The organism is Marinobacter sp. (assembly GCF_033722195.1).
Classification (GTDB): Bacteria; Pseudomonadota; Gammaproteobacteria; order Pseudomonadales; family Oleiphilaceae; genus Marinobacter.
In genome coordinates this window covers 1-15,498 of sequence record NZ_JAWVZL010000012.1, presented here as the reverse complement: position 1 = coordinate 15,498, position 15,498 = coordinate 1, and the positions used below count along the sequence as shown (strand labels likewise).

At 62.8% G+C, this 15,498-nt stretch carries 15 protein-coding genes; 7 read left to right on the top strand and 8 right to left on the bottom strand.

Going from position 1 to position 15,498, the window contains the following annotated elements; genetic code table 11:
- The first annotated feature begins 25 nt into the window (after nucleotides 1–25).
- Nucleotides 26–1,144 (top strand): hypothetical protein, encoded by a 1,119-nt coding sequence (locus R3280_RS03890; RefSeq protein ID WP_318997267.1) that lies wholly within the window; start codon nucleotides 26–28, stop codon nucleotides 1,142–1,144.
- A 33-nt stretch (nucleotides 1,145–1,177) separates the two neighbouring features.
- Here the strand turns inward: R3280_RS03890 and R3280_RS03885 are convergent, their stop codons facing one another.
- A complete protein-coding gene (locus R3280_RS03885) occupies nucleotides 1,178–1,441 on the bottom strand; it encodes a DUF1289 domain-containing protein (RefSeq protein WP_318997266.1) in 264 nt (87 codons plus the stop codon).
- 96 nt (nucleotides 1,442–1,537) lie between these two features.
- Nucleotides 1,538–2,449, bottom strand: coding sequence for a pirin family protein (locus tag R3280_RS03880; RefSeq protein ID WP_318997265.1), 912 nt, complete (start codon nucleotides 2,447–2,449; stop codon nucleotides 1,538–1,540).
- 290 nt (nucleotides 2,450–2,739) lie between these two features.
- Here R3280_RS03880 and ahpC point away from each other — a divergent pair, with 290 nt between their 5' ends.
- The 4 genes from ahpC to R3280_RS03860 all read left to right on the top strand — a co-directional run bounded on the left by ahpC (nucleotide 2,740) and on the right by R3280_RS03860 (nucleotide 6,880).
- On the top strand, nucleotides 2,740–3,303 hold the full coding sequence (gene ahpC / locus R3280_RS03875) for an alkyl hydroperoxide reductase subunit C (protein ID WP_318997264.1): 564 nt from the start codon (nucleotides 2,740–2,742) through the stop codon (nucleotides 3,301–3,303).
- Nucleotides 3,304–3,520: 217 nt separating this feature from the next.
- Nucleotides 3,521–5,113: an alkyl hydroperoxide reductase subunit F gene (gene ahpF / locus R3280_RS03870; RefSeq protein WP_318997263.1), complete on the top strand. Its 1,593-nt coding sequence runs from the start codon at nucleotides 3,521–3,523 to the stop codon at nucleotides 5,111–5,113.
- A 146-nt stretch (nucleotides 5,114–5,259) separates the two neighbouring features.
- The gene (locus R3280_RS03865) at nucleotides 5,260–5,691 is read left to right on the top strand and encodes a hypothetical protein (RefSeq protein WP_318997262.1); all 432 of its coding nucleotides are present in this window, start codon (nucleotides 5,260–5,262) and stop codon (nucleotides 5,689–5,691) included.
- Between the two features lie 181 nt (nucleotides 5,692–5,872).
- On the top strand, nucleotides 5,873–6,880 hold the full coding sequence (locus tag R3280_RS03860; RefSeq protein ID WP_318997261.1) for a sensor domain-containing diguanylate cyclase: 1,008 nt from the start codon (nucleotides 5,873–5,875) through the stop codon (nucleotides 6,878–6,880).
- 10 nt (nucleotides 6,881–6,890) lie between these two features.
- Here R3280_RS03860 and R3280_RS03855 read toward each other — a convergent pair whose 3' ends face one another.
- Nucleotides 6,891–7,742 carry a PA4780 family RIO1-like protein kinase gene (locus R3280_RS03855; RefSeq protein WP_318997260.1) on the bottom strand — a complete coding sequence of 284 codons (852 nt, stop codon included), beginning with the start codon at nucleotides 7,740–7,742 and terminating at the stop codon, nucleotides 6,891–6,893.
- 167 nt (nucleotides 7,743–7,909) lie between these two features.
- Here R3280_RS03855 and R3280_RS03850 point away from each other — a divergent pair, with 167 nt between their 5' ends.
- Entirely contained in the window at nucleotides 7,910–8,794 is an 885-nt protein-coding gene (locus R3280_RS03850; RefSeq protein WP_318997259.1) for an alpha/beta hydrolase, read from the top strand.
- Between the two features lie 9 nt (nucleotides 8,795–8,803).
- Here the strand turns inward: R3280_RS03850 and R3280_RS03845 are convergent, their stop codons facing one another.
- Nucleotides 8,804–10,381: a hypothetical protein gene (locus R3280_RS03845; RefSeq protein ID WP_318997258.1), complete on the bottom strand. Its 1,578-nt coding sequence runs from the start codon at nucleotides 10,379–10,381 to the stop codon at nucleotides 8,804–8,806.
- Between the two features lie 156 nt (nucleotides 10,382–10,537).
- Here R3280_RS03845 and R3280_RS03840 point away from each other — a divergent pair, with 156 nt between their 5' ends.
- Entirely contained in the window at nucleotides 10,538–10,750 is a 213-nt protein-coding gene (locus R3280_RS03840) for a penicillin-binding protein (RefSeq protein ID WP_318997257.1), read from the top strand.
- On the opposite strand, the gene R3280_RS03835 is transcribed toward R3280_RS03840, so the two are convergent.
- The 4 genes from R3280_RS03835 to R3280_RS03820 all read right to left on the bottom strand — a co-directional run.
- Nucleotides 10,744–11,259: a hypothetical protein gene (locus tag R3280_RS03835; RefSeq protein ID WP_318997256.1), complete on the bottom strand. Its 516-nt coding sequence runs from the start codon at nucleotides 11,257–11,259 to the stop codon at nucleotides 10,744–10,746. The genes R3280_RS03840 and R3280_RS03835 overlap by 7 nt on opposite strands.
- Before the next feature lie 91 nt (nucleotides 11,260–11,350).
- Nucleotides 11,351–12,472 carry an AmmeMemoRadiSam system radical SAM enzyme gene (amrS, locus tag R3280_RS03830; protein WP_318997255.1) on the bottom strand — a complete coding sequence of 374 codons (1,122 nt, stop codon included), beginning with the start codon at nucleotides 12,470–12,472 and terminating at the stop codon, nucleotides 11,351–11,353.
- Nucleotides 12,473–12,640: 168 nt separating this feature from the next.
- On the bottom strand, nucleotides 12,641–14,842 hold the full coding sequence (katG, locus tag R3280_RS03825; protein WP_318997308.1) for a catalase/peroxidase HPI: 2,202 nt from the start codon (nucleotides 14,840–14,842) through the stop codon (nucleotides 12,641–12,643).
- 353 nt (nucleotides 14,843–15,195) lie between these two features.
- Nucleotides 15,196–15,498 (bottom strand): 3-hydroxyacyl-CoA dehydrogenase family protein (locus R3280_RS03820; protein ID WP_318997254.1); only part of this gene is annotated, 303 nt, incomplete at its 5' end.

Below are 15,498 nucleotides of genomic sequence, written 5' to 3'. Positions count from 1 at the left end.
TTTCGATGCCTCCATTGGTGCATGCATGACAAAATTCTATCTCCTTCTCTTGCTGGCGCTGGTGCTTGCGCTCACGGCCACCGTCAGCTCCGACCCCATGGCCATCGAGGAAAGGCTGATCAGGGTTCAGGCAACCGAGTTGCTCGAGGGTTTTCCGGATCTCGGCGAGGAGCCGGTTGAGCTGCAGGCGGCGCTGCTGGATATGGCGGACGACGAACTGCTGTTGCTCAAGGCCCGCGCCGCCTACCTGCGCTACCCGGAGATGACCCGCGAGATCTTTCCCCTGTATGGCCCGGAGCGGGAATTCCGGGAGATCCTACGGCTCTATGGCGAGAATATCCTGCCGCCCATCGATTACTTTCTGGGCCGGCCGATCGGCTCCATCGAGCTGATGGCCCGCGCCGCCCGCAAGTACGAGAGCGTCAAGGACTACTTCAGCGGTACCGACAAGCTTGCGGCCGCGGAGGAGCGCAACACGCCCGAGCCGGAGAGCCTGGAACCCGTTGAGCGGGGCTGGTACGCCGTCAATTTCATCCAGGATGAGGGCCACGATTTCCTGGGCCAGTTCGTGGTGAAGCCCGACGGCTCGGTGACCTGGATCCGGACCGAGCGCGTGCTGGAGGGGCTGAATCAGTTTTTCGCCAGTGGCATCCGCAACCTGGAGATCCGGCACCGCACCGGTGAGGAGATTTCCGCCGCTGACGTGGGCTGGGCTTCGGTGGATGTGCTGGTGTTTGCCAGCGCGCTGAAGGTTCTGCGGGCGGGCCGGGCCACTGCCGCCGCCACCAAGGGTGGTGCCAGAAGCACCCGCTCCGCCGCCTTCGCCGCCCGGCTCGGCAATAGCGGCCGCATGGTCTTGAACAGCGCCCGCTACGCCAAATGGCCGGCGGTGATTGGGGTGGGCTACCTGCTGGTGTCCCACCCCGCCATCATCAGCGATTTTTTCGCCGGCGTAGCGGGCGTTCTGGGTTTTCCGACCTGGCTGGTGCAGTTCGTCGGCTGGCTGCTGCTGTTGCTGCCGGCGCTCTACCTCGCCAGCTGGCTGCTGCGCTTCGTGGTACGGCCAGCGCTCGCCCTACTGAGCGGGCTTGTGGCGGCCCTGTCCGGCGCCGGCAGGCGCCGGTCACTGGACCGGTTCGACTGAGGCTCAAACGCCAGGCTGGCTGGGCCTTCAAGATCAGTTTTTCTTCTTGTGCTTGGGCTTCTTGTGTTTCGCCTTCTCGTAAAGCGCCCGCAGGGCACGGGGCTGCTTGCCCTTGCCCGAGCCGTGGGACACCAGGATGCGCTGCCAGATCGCCTGCTTCTGGTCATCGGACAGGCGCTTCCACTCCTTCTTTTCCTGATAGGTGCGCCCACAGGCTTTGCAGATGTCTTTCTTGTTGAACTCGCAGATGTCGATGCAAGGCTTCTTGGTGACGGGATTCGTGGTGACTGGCTCCATGAACTCGGGCTACCCCCTCCGGCCGGGTGAAGCCTCAGGATTGCGCAAAGCCGTCGCCGGTTACAAGGCCGACGGCCCGTGGAAAACCGAGACCGCCTAGTAGGGGATGAACTCCACCTCGTCGCCGAGAACCTTGGCGAACCGCCCTGCCCGCCAGTCTTCCCTGGCCTGGTCGATTCGCGCCTTGCGGGAAGACACGAAGTTCCATTCGATGTAGCGCCGGCCCAGAGGTTCGCCCCCGATCAGCACCAGACGGGTCGCCTCGGTGGCAGTGATCGCAACGCCGGCCTCCGGCGCAAATACTGCCATGCTGTGGGCGGGAATCTCCGTGCCCTGCGCCTGCAGCGCACCTTCAACGACATAGACCGCCCGTTCCGGCGCCTCCGGCAACACAAGCCTCTGTCCGGGCTGGAGGCTGGCTTCCAGATACAGGGTGTCGCTGAACTGGCGCACCGGCGAGGTGACGCCGTAGGCGCTGCCAATCATGACCCTCACCGGAACACCATCCACAACCGCCGTGGGCAGGGTATCCCCCGGGAAGTGATCGAATGCCGGCTCGGTCTCCTCGTCCGCCTCCGGCAGTGCCAGCCAGAGCTGAAGACCGTGCAGCCGATGGTCGCTGGCCGTTATTTCGGGCCGTCCCCGCTCGGAATGGGTGATGCCACGACCGGCCACCATCAGGTTGATATCGGTTGGCCGTATGGCCTGCCGGCTGCCCACGGAATCCCGGTGCAGTATTTCGCCCTCGAACAGATAGGTTACGGTGGCGATGCCAATGTGGGGGTGCGGCCGGACGTTGATCCCCTGCCCGGCGGCGAAATCCGCCGGCCCCATCTCGTCGAAGAAGATCCAGGGTCCCACCATCCGGCGCTTCGCCGTTGGCAGCAGGCGCCGGACCGAGAACCCGCCCAGGTCGGCCACCCGGGGGTTCAGCAGCACTTCAATGGCGCTGCAGCCCGCGTTCAAGGCGTCACAGCGCTGCTCCGCAGACTCGAACAGATTACTCATGGCAACCTTCCTCCCGGGCAAATGCCGCCTCCGGCCTCTCGGCGCGGCCACAGTCTTGAGCTTGCCATACCGCAAGGGCATTGGCCCCCTCTTTTTCATGTTTCGAGCCGATGACCGCGTTGGTTCAGGGGACGACAGCACGGCGCCGGGCCAGACCACGGGACCCGAGATATGATATGCTGTTCCTATTGGCCAGTTTGGGACAATTAATTTCACCAGTAGCCTGCAAATCAATATCTTGGCCACCACAAACTACTTCACACCCCCTTAAGCAACAGGAGCATTGACTGATGGGAATTATTAACAGCGAGATCAAGCCCTTCAACGCAACCGCATACCGCAACGGCGAGTTCGTTGAGATCTCTGACAAGGACGTAAAAGGCAAATGGGCTGTATTTTTCTTCTACCCGGCTGACTTCACCTTTGTCTGCCCCACCGAGCTGGGCGACGTGGCCGACAAGTACGACGAGCTGCAGAAGCTGGGCGTTGAGGTTTTCTCTGTGTCCACCGACACCCACTTCACCCACAAGGCTTGGCATGACAGCTCTGCCACCATCGGCAAGATCAACTACTACATGGTTGGCGACCAGACCGGCACCATCACCAACAACTTCGGTGTGATGCGTGAAGGCCAGGGTCTGGCGGATCGTGCCACCTTCCTGGTGGATCCGGACGGCATCATCCAGGCCATGGAAATCACCGCCGAGGGCATCGGCCGTGACGCCGACGACCTGCTGCGCAAGGTCAAGGCTGCCCAGTACGTTCGCAACCACCCCGGCGAAGTCTGCCCGGCCAAGTGGAAAGAAGGCGAAGAGACTCTGTCTCCGTCACTGGACCTCGTTGGCAAGATCTAAGCCATCCGAGCCGTTGAAGTTTGAAAAAGGCCCGCTCTGCGGGCTTTTTTTTGCATCTGTTATACCGCTTGACCCCCTAATAGTTTGCACATATCAAACATCTTTAATTAATCAATTTTCACCTTATATTGTTGATCTGTATGGTATTGCCATATTCATCTTGTCGCTCATTTTGAGTCAGACGATCAGTTCGACCCGATTCAGAGAGGAAACGTTCATGTTGGATGCCGGTATCAAGGAACAACTGAAAACTTATATGGCGAAGCTGCAGCAACCCATCGAGCTGGTGGCCGCCTACGACGACAGCAAGAAATCGCAGGAACTCAAGCAGCTGTTGGACGAACTGGAGCCCATGTCCGACAAGATCAGCCAGCGCACCGAGGAGTCCCCGGATGCGCGCCGGCCCTCGTTTGCCATCAACCGTGTCGGCAGCGACATCGGGGTCCGGTTCGCCGGCATTCCCATGGGCCACGAGTTCACCTCCCTGGTACTGGCTCTGCTGCAGGTGGGCGGCCATCCGCCCAAAGCCAGCGAAGACGTTATCGAGCAGGTGAAGTCGCTGGACGGCGACTTCGAGTTCGAGACCTACTTCTCGCTGTCGTGCCAGAACTGTCCGGATGTGGTGCAGGCGCTGAACCTGATGAGCGTACTCAACCCGCGGATCAAGCACACTGCCATCGACGGCGCCCTGTTCCAGGACGAAGTGGAGCAGCGTGAGGTCATGGCTGTGCCCAGCGTCTACCTGAACGGCAAGCCGTTCGGACAGGGCCGCATGACCCTGGAGCAGATCATCGCCAAGCTGGACACCGGCTCCGAGGCCCGCGAAGCCGAGAAGCTCAAGCACAAGGCCCCCTTCGAGGTGCTGGTCATCGGTGGCGGACCCGCCGGTTCCTCCGCCGCCATCTATGCGGCCCGCAAGGGTATCGCCACCGGTATCGTGGCGGAGCGTTTTGGTGGCCAGGTGGCCGACACCATGGGTATCGAGAACCTGATCTCCGTGCCCTACACCGAGGGTCCCAAACTGGTGGCGGCCATGGAACAGCACGTCAAGGAGTATGACGTGGACATCATGAACCTGCAGCGCGCCGAAAAACTGATTCCGGCCGCCCGCCGTGGCGAGTACCACGAGATCCGCCTGGCCAATGGCGCCTCCCTCAAGTCCCGCACCCTGGTGCTGTCCCCCGGTGCCCGCTGGCGCCAGTTGGGGGTCCCCGGCGAGGAGGAGTACCGCAACAAGGGCGTGGCCTACTGCCCCCACTGCGATGGCCCGCTGTTCAAGGGCAAGCGCGTAGCGGTGATTGGTGGCGGCAACTCCGGTGTGGAGGCGGCCATCGACCTGGCGGGTATCGTCGGGCATGTCACCCTGCTGGAATTCGCCGCTGACATGAAGGCCGACGAGGTACTGCAGAGAAAGCTGCGCAGCCTGAAGAACGTGGAGATCCTCACTTCCGCCCAGACCACCGAAGTGGTGGGCGAGAACGGCAAGGTCAGCGGCCTGAATTACAAGGACCGCACCACCGGCGAGGAGCATCACGTGGCCCTGGAAGGCGTGTTCGTCCAGATTGGCCTGGTGCCCAACACCGAGTGGCTGAAGGGCGACATCGAGCTCAGCCAGCATGGCGAGATCATCGTCGATGAACGTGGCGAAACCTCGATCCCGGGCGTATTCGCCGCCGGCGACGCCACCACCGTGCCCTACAAGCAGATCGTGATTTCCATGGGCGAAGGCTCGAAAGCCGCCCTCAGCGCATTTGACTTCCTGATCCGCAATTCGCTGGACGAATCCGGCGAAAGCGAACGGGCGGCGTAAAGTCCCGCCTGAAAACAGGTTCACACACGGCTCACCTTGTTCAGGTCGTGTTTTCGACCCGCGGTCCGGTTAACGGACAGCGGGTTTTTTTCGTCCGGAATGTCGATTGCAGACGTACCTACTGCAGATTTGTCAGGAGGCAATGCATGAACCGACTCGACTTGATCCGTCAGGCAGTCGCCGATGAACTTGGCGATGTATACGACCTGCTGGCGATACGGCTGATGTTTCCTCCGGACCACCCCGCCATGGATATCGAGCAGGACATCCGGGATCTCTACAGCTATCCGGAACGCCTGGAATCCAGCTATCGGGACGAATGGGAGCGTATCGCCTGCCGGGCACTGTTCGACCAGGGTTTCCGAGACCACTGGCGCAGCGACGAGGAAAATCTGGCTCGCTACCTCACCTACCTGCAGGACACGGCGATTCCCGCCTGTATCCACCAGCACATCGACCTGTTCCGCATGCTCGGGGAGGTGCTGGCCATTCGGGACTCCAGTCGCACCCTACAATTCCCCTCGCCGCAACGTCGCGCCCTGTTCAGGCTGATCTGGCCGGAATCCGGCGGCAAGTAGGCACCGGGGACAGCGGCGGGCCGTTTCTGCGGTTTGGCTTTGGCCGATGCGTGGGTCTGGTTTGCGAACCGGGCCAATGGCCCAGGCCCCGGATGTCTGCTAGCGTAACAGATAGGTGCATTTTGCAATCTTAAGAGCAAAGTCCCGCTCGTAGGCGAAAGGTGAGCCAATGAATTCGAGTATGGATAACCTTCTCGACAGGCTGGCAACAGCGATTACCAGAAGCGATGACCTGGAAGGCCTGGTGCGGCCCTTCCTGGAAATCCTGGAGGCCGCCACCGGTCTGGAGTCCACCTATCTGACCCGCGTTGATGAAGCCGCCGGTGTGCAGAAAATTCTTTTCGCCCGCAATGCCCGGGAGCTCCAAATCCCTGAGGGGCTTTCGGTGACCTGGAGCGACACCCTGTGCAAGCGGGCGCTGGACGAGGACTGCACCTACACGGACGATGTGCCCGGCCGGTGGGGAGACTCTGACGCGGCAAAGAAGCTGGGCATCACCACCTACCTCAGCGCACCGGTGCGGATTGGCGAAGGCGAGCTTTTCGGTACCCTATGCGGCGCCAGCGGCTCGAAAGTTCGGGTAAGTCCGCAAAGCCAGCGCCTGTTGGGCATGTTGGCCCGGATCATCGCCCACCACCTGGAGCGGGAGAAACTGCTGGCTCAGCTCAAGCGGGAGAACCTGGTGTACAGCCACTACGCCCTGTCCGACCCGCTGACCGGCATCCCCAACCGGCGGGCGCTGCTGCAGGAGCTTTCCCGGGCGCTGGCCAACGGCCGCCGCACCGGCCAGAGCCTGCATCTGGCCTTTATCGACCTGGACGGCTTCAAGGCTATTAATGACCGCTACGGGCACGATGCCGGCGACCGGTTTCTGATCCAGATTGCGGAACGACTGAAGACCGGCGTCCGGGACGGCGACTTCCTGGCGCGTTATGGCGGCGATGAGTTCGTGGTTTTCGGTCCGGCCTGCGCGGCCAACCTGGAGGCAAGCCGGGCTGCCATCCGGGAACGTATCGAGGAGCTCACCAGTGGGGTCTTCCCGCTGGATGGCCACTCCCTGGACTACCCGGGTGCCAGTGTCGGTGTGGTCACCTCCAATGCCGGAGAACACAGCTGTGAGGCGCTGCTGGCCCGGGCCGATGACGCCATGTACAGCATCAAACGGCAGCGTAAGTCGAACGGGAACTGAGTCTTCCGGATCAGTCGTCGTCTTCCCGCAGACGCTCGAGGCGGTCCTCTTCTTCCTGGCGGGCCGCTTCCATCACCTGCATGAGCTCGGCTATGTCGGCCCGGGCGGTGGGATGCTTGAAGCAGCCGGTGAGCACACTGTCCGGGTAGAGCTCACCGCTCTCGTACAGGGCCCAGATTTCCTTGCCGTAGTCGGTCTTCAGCAGCTCATGGTCAAAGCGGCCGAAGTAGCGGCGCATGTTGTCCACGTCCCGCTCCAGCATGCGTTCGGCGCTGTTGTTACCGGCGGCGTTCACGGCCTGGGGGAGGTCGATGATGACCGGTCCCTGGCTATCCACCAACACATTGAATTCCGACAGGTCGCCATGCACCAGGCCCGCGCACAGCATGCGCACCACCTCGCGGATGATGCGGCCGTGGAAGTCCCGCGCCTGCTCGGCGCTGAAGCTGACATCATCGAGGCGGGGGGCCGCGGCGCCCTCGCCGTCCTCCACCAGCTCCATCAGCAGCACGCCATCCACGAACGCATGGGGCTTGGGCACCCGCACACCGGCCGACGCCAGACGATAAAGCGCGTCCACCTCAGCGTTGAGCCAGGCGTCCTCCTGTTCCTTCTGGCCGTAGCGGGTTTTCTTCGACATGGCCCGGGCCCGGCGGCTGTTGCGCACCTGACGCCCCTCCTGGTACTGCACCGCCTGTTTGAAACTGCGCTTGCTGGCTTCCTTGAAAACCTTGGCACACAGCCGCTGGCCATCCCGCATGACCACGTAGACCTGAGCTTCCTTGCCGCTCATCAACTGGGCAACCACGTCGTCAATCAGGCCGTCGTCCACCAGGGACTGCAATCTCTTTGGTGTCTTCATAGATCCTTGGGTGCTGAAACCGCGCGGCCTTGGCCACGCAAACCGAAAAACAGTCCCTCAGTTTCGCAGAAAGCGCGCCGCTTTGCTGTGATTTCTCGCCGCTGGTTGCAGCGCCGGAAAACCAGCTAAGCTCTGGGAAAGCTGCCGCAAGTGCCAGAGGAGCCATCATGAAACTGGGCAAACACTTCACCAACCGCCGCATCGGGCTGGGCGAGGTTACACTCAATGTGGAGTACGCCGGCGACGGGCCGCCGCTGCTGCTGTTGCACGGCTACCCGGAGACCCATCTGATGTGGCATGGGGTGGCGGAAGCGCTGGCCCGGGACTTCCAGGTAATCTGCCCGGATCTGCGGGGCTATGGCGACAGCGACAAGCCGCCCTCCCCGGACGATCACAGCGCCTACAGCAAGCGCGCCATGGCCCGGGATATGGTGGAGCTGATGACGGAACTCGGCCACCAGCGTTTCGCGGTTGCCGGTCACGACCGCGGCGCCCGGGTCTGCCACCGGCTCTGCCTGGATTATCCGGAGCGGGTCGAGCGGGCCTGTGTCATGGACATCGCCCCCACCCTGCACATGTTCCGCCACACCGACCAGGCCTTTGCCACCGGCTATTACCACTGGTTCTTCCTGATCCAGAGCGATGGCCTGCCGGAACACATGATCGGCCAGGACCCGTGCTATTACCTGCGGGAGAAACTGAACCGCTGGAGCGGCCCGAATGCCGGGTTCAACCCCGATGTAATGGCCGAGTACGAGCGCTGCTTCTCCGACCCGGACACGATCCACGCCAGTTGCGAGGACTACCGGGCGGCGGCGGGGATCGACCTGGTCCACGATACCGAGGACTTCCGCGCCGGCCGCAAGGTGGAGTGCCCGCTGCTGGTGCTATGGGGCGAACAAGGTTTCGTCCATCGCAGCTACGATGTGCTGGCGGTGTGGCGGGAATACGCCACCCGGGTGGAAGGCCACACCCTGCCCTGCGGCCACTTCCTGCCGGAGGAGGCGCCGGGCCCCACCCTGGACGCCCTGCACCGGTTTTTCTTGCGCTGAAGTCCGGCTTCAGGAATCCGGGAAGCTGGTCCAGCCGTCCAGCCAGCTGTCCGCTGAGGCGGGGCTGACGGCACCAACAAAGGTGGCGGATTCGTCGAAGAACTCGCTCTGGGGCGGCCGGATACCGTTCATCTGCCGAGCCTGCAGCCGGGGCATGAAGTTTGGGCTGACCAGATCCCTGGCGGCCGGAAACAGCGCGGTTTCGATGGTGAAGCGATTGTTACTGGCAGCCTGGGCCAACCAGTCCTGTTCGCTGAAGCCGAAATCGTCGTCGTTTTCAGCGTTTTCCTGCTCGACCTGGCCAAGCTGGCCCAGGTTGGCCAGGTGGTTGTTGCCAAAGGTCAGCGTGCCGCGGGTGGTCAGCGCCAGGACCTCGTCGCGGGTGTCAACCGCCTCGATGCCGTAGCTGTCGATCAGCATGTTATGGAAGTGGCCGCCGGAACCTTCCCGGACCACGATGCCCCGGTGGCGCTTCTGGGCGTAGCCACTGCCCACCAGAGTGACATTGTAGAAATGGGGCTGGGAACGGGGCATGGCCTGGTGGTCACTGCCGTTGTTGTCGCCTTCGAAAGCGTTGTCACCGGCGTCCGGATGCTGCTGGACCACCGCAAACTGGACCCGCCCGGTCCAACCCCAGTCCCAGTCGATGCCGTCGTCGCCAGGACCCGACACCACGATGTTCTTCAGGTCGACGTTGCCGCCGAACATCTCGATGCCGTCATCCAGCGGCCGGTGGACCTGGACATTGCGGATGATGGTGTTGCTGCCACAGCCACCCAGGGTGAGGCCGTTGAGCTCATTGCCCTGGTAGACCTCGAAACCGGCAAATTCAATGCGGGTGTACTCGACAACACCACAGGAATGGCTGGCGTCGCTGCCGCCAAAGAAACCCCGAACCTCGCCCTCGGGCAGGCCCTCGATGCCGGCGTTGATCTGGTTGACCGGGGCATTGCCCAGCAGCACCACGCCGCCCCAGTCGCCACGGCTGCGCTGCTTCTCGGGCTGGGCGCTGGTGAACACCACCGGCCGGTCCGGGCGGCCCCGGGCGAAGAGCCTGGCCGACGGCGTCACCACCAGCGCCGAGCCGTTTTCGCCGGCAATGGTGACACCGGGCTCGATGGTGAGGCTGGCGTTCTCCACGTAGACGGTCTCTTCAAGGATGTACTCCCTGCCCGCCTCCCAGGTGGTGTCGGTGGTGATGTCCGAGCTGATGCGCACGCTCCGGTTCTCGAACGCGGTAAAACCCATGGCGACACAGGTCACCGCCAGCACCGGCCCCAACACGAGCAGGTTGCGGCGCCCCCAGCTCTTCCGGCCGTTGGCTTCCGCGCGCGGTTGGTGCCGCTCGACGGTATTGTCCCTGGCCATCAGTGGCTGGCCGTTGTCATTGAGCTGGATTTCATGGGCCAGGGCCTTGAGACCGGCGGAGCCCGACAGCTCCACACGACGCAGTACATCGGCCCGGTAGGCGGGCTCCCTGAGCAGGGTGTTCAGGTGAACGAACTCGACACCGGGGCAGGCGCCTTTATCGATCTGGCGCTTGAGGCGCCAGAGTTTCTCGACGAGAAGGGAGGAATCCTGGGTCATAAGATACTGCTCTCCTGACAAAACGGCAGGCAGAGCTTAGTGGCGCGGGATGACACTTCTGTTAAAGCGCCACCTCGAAGAGTGGGCTGTATCCTGGATTCACAGGCGATATAGTGGCAGCAGACCCCGGACATACCTGCTTGCGGAGACCATGCCATGGTTAATGACGACACCCTGACGGCCCTGAAAACGGCCTTTACCTTCATGCCCCAGCCGGTGGAGGTGAATCGCTACGAATACGGCGATGACGCCGACCGCATCCTGGCGCAGATCAATTTCGTCCGGGAGGTACTGCTGAGCCACGGCGTCGACCCGGACGAGGTGGCCGGGGACATCAATCCGGACACCTCCCCCAATTCCTGCTACTGAGGCGAGTCTTCCCTCCGTTTTTGACCCTCAGCCCTTGATCCCGCCGGGCGGCGGAGCGCAGCCGCGGCCTGGTGGACGGGCGCGACCAGCTGATGGTCAGGCCCTGAGCCGGGCTCAGCGCTCGTGCTGGCCGGATTCCGACAGGCGGCCGAAGTAGAAGCCCCCAGCAGGCCCCAGCTCAGGGTCAGAGCCGCCGCCAGCAGGAGTACCGGCCAGGGCCCAAACTGGAAGATCAGGGGCACCGAGACCGCGGTGAACAGCCCGCCCGCGACGATGGGCTCGAACAGCAGCTGCTTGTAGCCGAAGGCCTCCAGCGCCGGCGAGCGGTGCTCCGGGTCCGCCAGGCGCCCCAGCACCTGCGAACCCAGCAGCAGACCCAGGCTGCCGGCAATGATGGAACTGGGCAGGAACAGCCGCTGCAGGGGGCCGCAGGTGACCCGCAGGAACTTGCCCACCAGCAGCAGTACCCCCAGCAGCATCAGGGCGAATCCGACGTCTTGTGCGGTCATGGCAATCCCGGGGCCAGAGTGTTTCAAAAAGCATAAGAGCCATACCGGTTAACATCCAGTGCCGCCCGTTCAGCGGGATTTCCCCCTCGGGTCAGGCGGCGCTGATGGCAATGGGACGCCGCCGGCGCCCCCAGGTCCCCGGAGACCGCTCGAACACCCCCGGAGCGGCGGTACCACAGTGTCGGCAACAGCCCGAGGCATCCAGATTCCATGCCCCCAGCTGATACCAGTCACGCTCGATCAGCAGCTCGCCGCAGCCGCTGCACCAGGTGCTGGCGCCCTCGGCGTCGTGGACATTGCCGGTATAGACGTGGCGCAGGCCCACCTCCAGGGCGATCATCCGCGAGCGCTGCAGGGTCTCCGGCGGCGTCGGCGGCGTGTCCGGCATCTTCCAGTCCGGATGAAAGGCGGAAAAATGCAGGGGCACATCCGGACCCAGCGCTTCCAGCACCCACCGGCTCAGGGCCTCCACCTCCTCCGGGCTGTCGTTCTCACCGGGGATCAGCAAGGTGGTGATCTCCAGCCAGCAGTCGGTCTCGTGCCGGATGTAGCGCAGGGTATCCAGCACATTGGCCAGCTCGCCGCCGCAGATGTTTCGGTAGAAACGCTCGGTGAAGGCTTTCAGGTCGACGTTGACGGCATCGAAGTGGGGGAAGAAATCCGCCCGCGCCTGGGGGCTGATGTAGCCTGCCGTCACCGCCACGGTCTTGATGCCACGGGCCCGGCATTCCCGCGCCACGTCCACCGCGTACTCCAGGAAGATAATGGGATCGTTGTAGGTGAAGGCCACACTGCGGCACCCTGCCCGCTCGGCGGCGTCGGCAATGTCCTTTGGCCGAGCGGTGTCGGCCAGGGAGTCCATCTGCCGGGATTTGCTGGTTTCCCAGTTCTGGCAGAACTTGCAGGCCAGGTTACAGCCGGCGGTGCCGAAGGACAGGATCGGCGTACCGGGCAGGAAGTGGTTCAGGGGCTTTTTCTCCACTGGATCCACGCAGAAGCCCGAGGAGCGGCCCCAGGTGGTCAGCACCACCTGATCGTTCTGGCGGGCGCGCACGAAGCACAGGCCCTGCTGGCCTTCGCGGAGCCTGCAGTGACGCGGGCACAGGTCGCACTGGATGCGGCCGTCTTCCAGAGCGTGCCAGTAGCGAGTGGGAACCGATGCGGGAATGGTGTGGGAACTGGTCAGTGTAATGTCCTTTCGTAGTAGATGCATTTCCGATGAATCTATGACACCCTTTATGGACCGGGGTTCCCTTTCCGGCGGTGGAGCGCGCGCACTGGAACAGTTCTTCAGGAACAAAAAAACGGCGTTCCAACTCTCGTTGCAACGCCGTTCCGGGTTACTGCTAAAGGCGCCAGGTAGACGGGCGCCCGGCAGGTCTTACTTCTTCTTCAGATCGAAGCGATCCGCGTCCATGACCTTGGACCAGGCCTTGACAAAGTCCTTTACGAACTTCTCCTTGGCGTCGTCCTGGGCATAGACCTCGGACAGGGCCCGAAGCTGTGAGTTGGAGCCGAACACCAGGTCAACCCGGGTGCCGGTCCATTTCACTTCACCGGACTTCATGTCACGGCCTTCGTACACGTCTTCGTCCTTCTCGGAAGGCTTCCAACGGGTATTCAGGTCTGTCAGGTTGACGAAGAAGTCGTTGGTGAGCTTGCCCGGAGTCTTGGTGAAGACACCGTGCTTGGAGCCCTTGTAGTTGGTGTCCAGCACACGCAGACCACCCACCAGAACCGTCATCTCCGGCGCGCTCAGGCGCAGCAGCTGGGCACGGTCCACCAGCAGCTCCTCTTCGGAAACGCTGAACTTGGTGCGGCGGTAGTTCCGGAACCCGTCCGCTTCCGGCTTCATGTGGTCGAAGGCGGGGATGTCGGTCTGGTCCTGGGACGCATCGGTACGACCCGGGTTGAACGGCACCTCGACGTTGTGACCGGCGTCCTTGGCGGCTTTCTCCACGCCAGCGGCGCCCGCCAGCACGATCAGGTCCGCCAGGGACACTTTCTTGTTGCCGGACTGGGCCTTGTTGAAGTCCTGCTGGATGCCTTCCAGGGTCTTCAGTACCTTGGCCAGTTTCTCCGGCTCGTTCACTTCCCAGTCCTTCTGCGGCACCAGGCGTACGCGGGCGCCGTTGGCACCACCACGCATGTCGGAGCCGCGGAAGGTGGAGGCCGACGCCCAGGCGGTGGATACCAGCTCTGACACGCCAAGACCTGACTTCAGCACCTTGTCCTTCAACTCGGCCACGTCCTGCTTGTTGACCAGTCCATGATCCACAGCCGGCACCGGATCCTGCCATACCAGCTCTTCTTTCGGCACTTCCGGGCCGAGGTAGCGGGCCAGCGGACCCATGTCACGATGGGTCAGCTTGAACCAGGCGCGGGCGAAGGCATCGGCAAACTCCTCCGGGTTGTCGCGGAAGTGCTCGGAGATCTTGCGATACTCCGGATCTTCCCGCATGGCCATGTCGGCGGTGGACATCATGATGGGCACGCGCTTGCTGCCATCTTCCGGGTCCGGCGCCATATGTTCTTCTTTCAGACCTTTCGGCTTCCACTGGTGGGCGCCGGCCGGACTCTTGGTCAGTTCCCACTCATAACCCAGGAGCACATCAAAGTAGCTCATGTCCCACTTGGTGGGTGTGGGTGTCCAGGCGCCTTCCAGGCCACTGGTGATGGTGTCACGGCCTTTGCCGCTCTTGTAGTCGCTCAGCCAGCCCAGGCCCTGGTCCTCGATGGGTCCGGCTTCGGGCTCCGGGCCCACATGGGAGGGATCGGCGGCGCCGTGGGTCTTGCCGAAGGTGTGGCCACCGGCGGTCAGGGCCACGGTTTCGTAATCGTTCATGGCCATACGGCCGAAGGTCTCACGGATGTCGTGAGCGGAACCCAGCGGGTCGGGCTCACCGTCCGGACCTTCCGGGTTGACGTAAATCAGGCCCATCTGCACGGCGGCCAGAGGGTTTTCAAGCTCGCGGTCACCGCTGTAGCGCTTGTTGCCCAGCCACTCGCGCTCGGCGCCCCAGTAGATGTCCTCTTCCGGCTGGTAGATGTCGGCGCGGCCACCGGCAAAACCGAAGGTCTTGAAGCCCATGGACTCCAATGCCACGTTACCGGTCAGGATGAACAGGTCCGCCCAGGACAGCTTGTTGCCGTACTTCTTCTTGATCGGCCACAACAGGCGGCGGGCCTTGTCCAGGTTGGCGTTGTCGGGCCAGCTGTTCAGCGGCGCAAAGCGCTGGTCACCGGTGCCGGCGCCACCACGGCCATCACCGACACGATAGGTACCGGCGCTGTGCCATGCCATACGGATAAAGAAGGGACCGTAATGGCCATAATCCGCGGGCCACCAATCCTGAGTGTCGGTCATCAGAGCGGTAAGATCTTTTTTCACTGCCGCCAGGTCGAGCTTCTTGAACTCTTCGGCGTAGTCAAACTCCTCTCCAAGAGGGTTTGCCTTGGGATGATGCTGGTGGAGGATGTTGAGGTTGAGCTGATTCGGCCACCAGTCGTGGTTGCCGGTGCGCTCGTCGGAAAGCTTGGTCCGTGAGCCGTGAATGACCGGGCACTTGCCCGGCGTCTGCATATCGATTTTACCGTCCATCTCTCGTCTCCGTTATAACTGCTTTATTGGTGGGACCGATCGTCGAACTTTGACTATAGAGCAAATTTCCGTGATTAACGAAAAACCTTTTCTATACCATTGCGATAGTGTTTGGCTATTGAGTGGGCACCGTTAGAAGGGTAGCAGACGCACATTGCTGTTGCCTTGCTCAGCTCCAAATACTTACGACTCAGGCCGGTGCGTGGGTGGGCAGGCTCTCGAATCATTGGAGGAACACAACAAACCCCGGCCGGGGCCGGGGGTTGGGAAGGGCTGGGCAGTTTCCTGGAAAGCCCTGCGAGGCCTGTTGGGACGCCTTCAGGGGACCGCTGGCTTCACCGTGCCGCAGCCTTCGCTTCCTTGCCGGCCTTGCCCTTGCCGCCGGCGGTTTTCTTGCCATCCCCGCTTTCCGACCAGCCGGAGTCGGGCTTGAAGCGGTCGCCATGGCGCTTGGCCAGCGTCTCCAGTGAACGCTGGACATCGTCAAAGCCACGCTGACGGGCATAACTCATGGGGCCACCGCGGAAAGGCGCAAAACCGGTGCCGAAGATCATGGCGCCATCCACCAGTTCCTCGTTGTCAATCACCCCTTCCCGCAGGCAGGCCATGCAGGCATTGAGCATCGGCAGCAGCAGGCG

Bases quoted from the DNA above. Each gene is read 5' to 3' on its own strand.
- R3280_RS03890 (WP_318997267.1), top strand. From the start codon at position 26: ATGACAAAATTCTATCTCCTTCTCTTGCTGGCGCTGGTGCTTGCGCTC.
- R3280_RS03885 (WP_318997266.1), bottom strand. From the start codon at position 1,441: ATGGAGCCAGTCACCACGAATCCCGTCACCAAGAAGCCTTGCATCGAC.
- R3280_RS03880 (WP_318997265.1), bottom strand. From the start codon at position 2,449: ATGAGTAATCTGTTCGAGTCTGCGGAGCAGCGCTGTGACGCCTTGAAC.
- ahpC (WP_318997264.1), top strand. From the start codon at position 2,740: ATGGGAATTATTAACAGCGAGATCAAGCCCTTCAACGCAACCGCATAC.
- ahpF (WP_318997263.1), top strand. From the start codon at position 3,521: ATGTTGGATGCCGGTATCAAGGAACAACTGAAAACTTATATGGCGAAG.
- R3280_RS03865 (WP_318997262.1), top strand. From the start codon at position 5,260: ATGAACCGACTCGACTTGATCCGTCAGGCAGTCGCCGATGAACTTGGC.
- R3280_RS03860 (WP_318997261.1), top strand. From the start codon at position 5,873: ATGGATAACCTTCTCGACAGGCTGGCAACAGCGATTACCAGAAGCGAT.
- R3280_RS03855 (WP_318997260.1), bottom strand. From the start codon at position 7,742: ATGAAGACACCAAAGAGATTGCAGTCCCTGGTGGACGACGGCCTGATT.
- R3280_RS03850 (WP_318997259.1), top strand. From the start codon at position 7,910: ATGAAACTGGGCAAACACTTCACCAACCGCCGCATCGGGCTGGGCGAG.
- R3280_RS03845 (WP_318997258.1), bottom strand. From the start codon at position 10,381: ATGACCCAGGATTCCTCCCTTCTCGTCGAGAAACTCTGGCGCCTCAAG.
- R3280_RS03840 (WP_318997257.1), top strand. From the start codon at position 10,538: ATGGTTAATGACGACACCCTGACGGCCCTGAAAACGGCCTTTACCTTC.
- R3280_RS03835 (WP_318997256.1), bottom strand. From the start codon at position 11,259: ATGACCGCACAAGACGTCGGATTCGCCCTGATGCTGCTGGGGGTACTG.
- amrS (WP_318997255.1), bottom strand. From the start codon at position 12,472: ATGCATCTACTACGAAAGGACATTACACTGACCAGTTCCCACACCATT.
- katG (WP_318997308.1), bottom strand. From the start codon at position 14,842: ATGCAGACGCCGGGCAAGTGCCCGGTCATTCACGGCTCACGGACCAAG.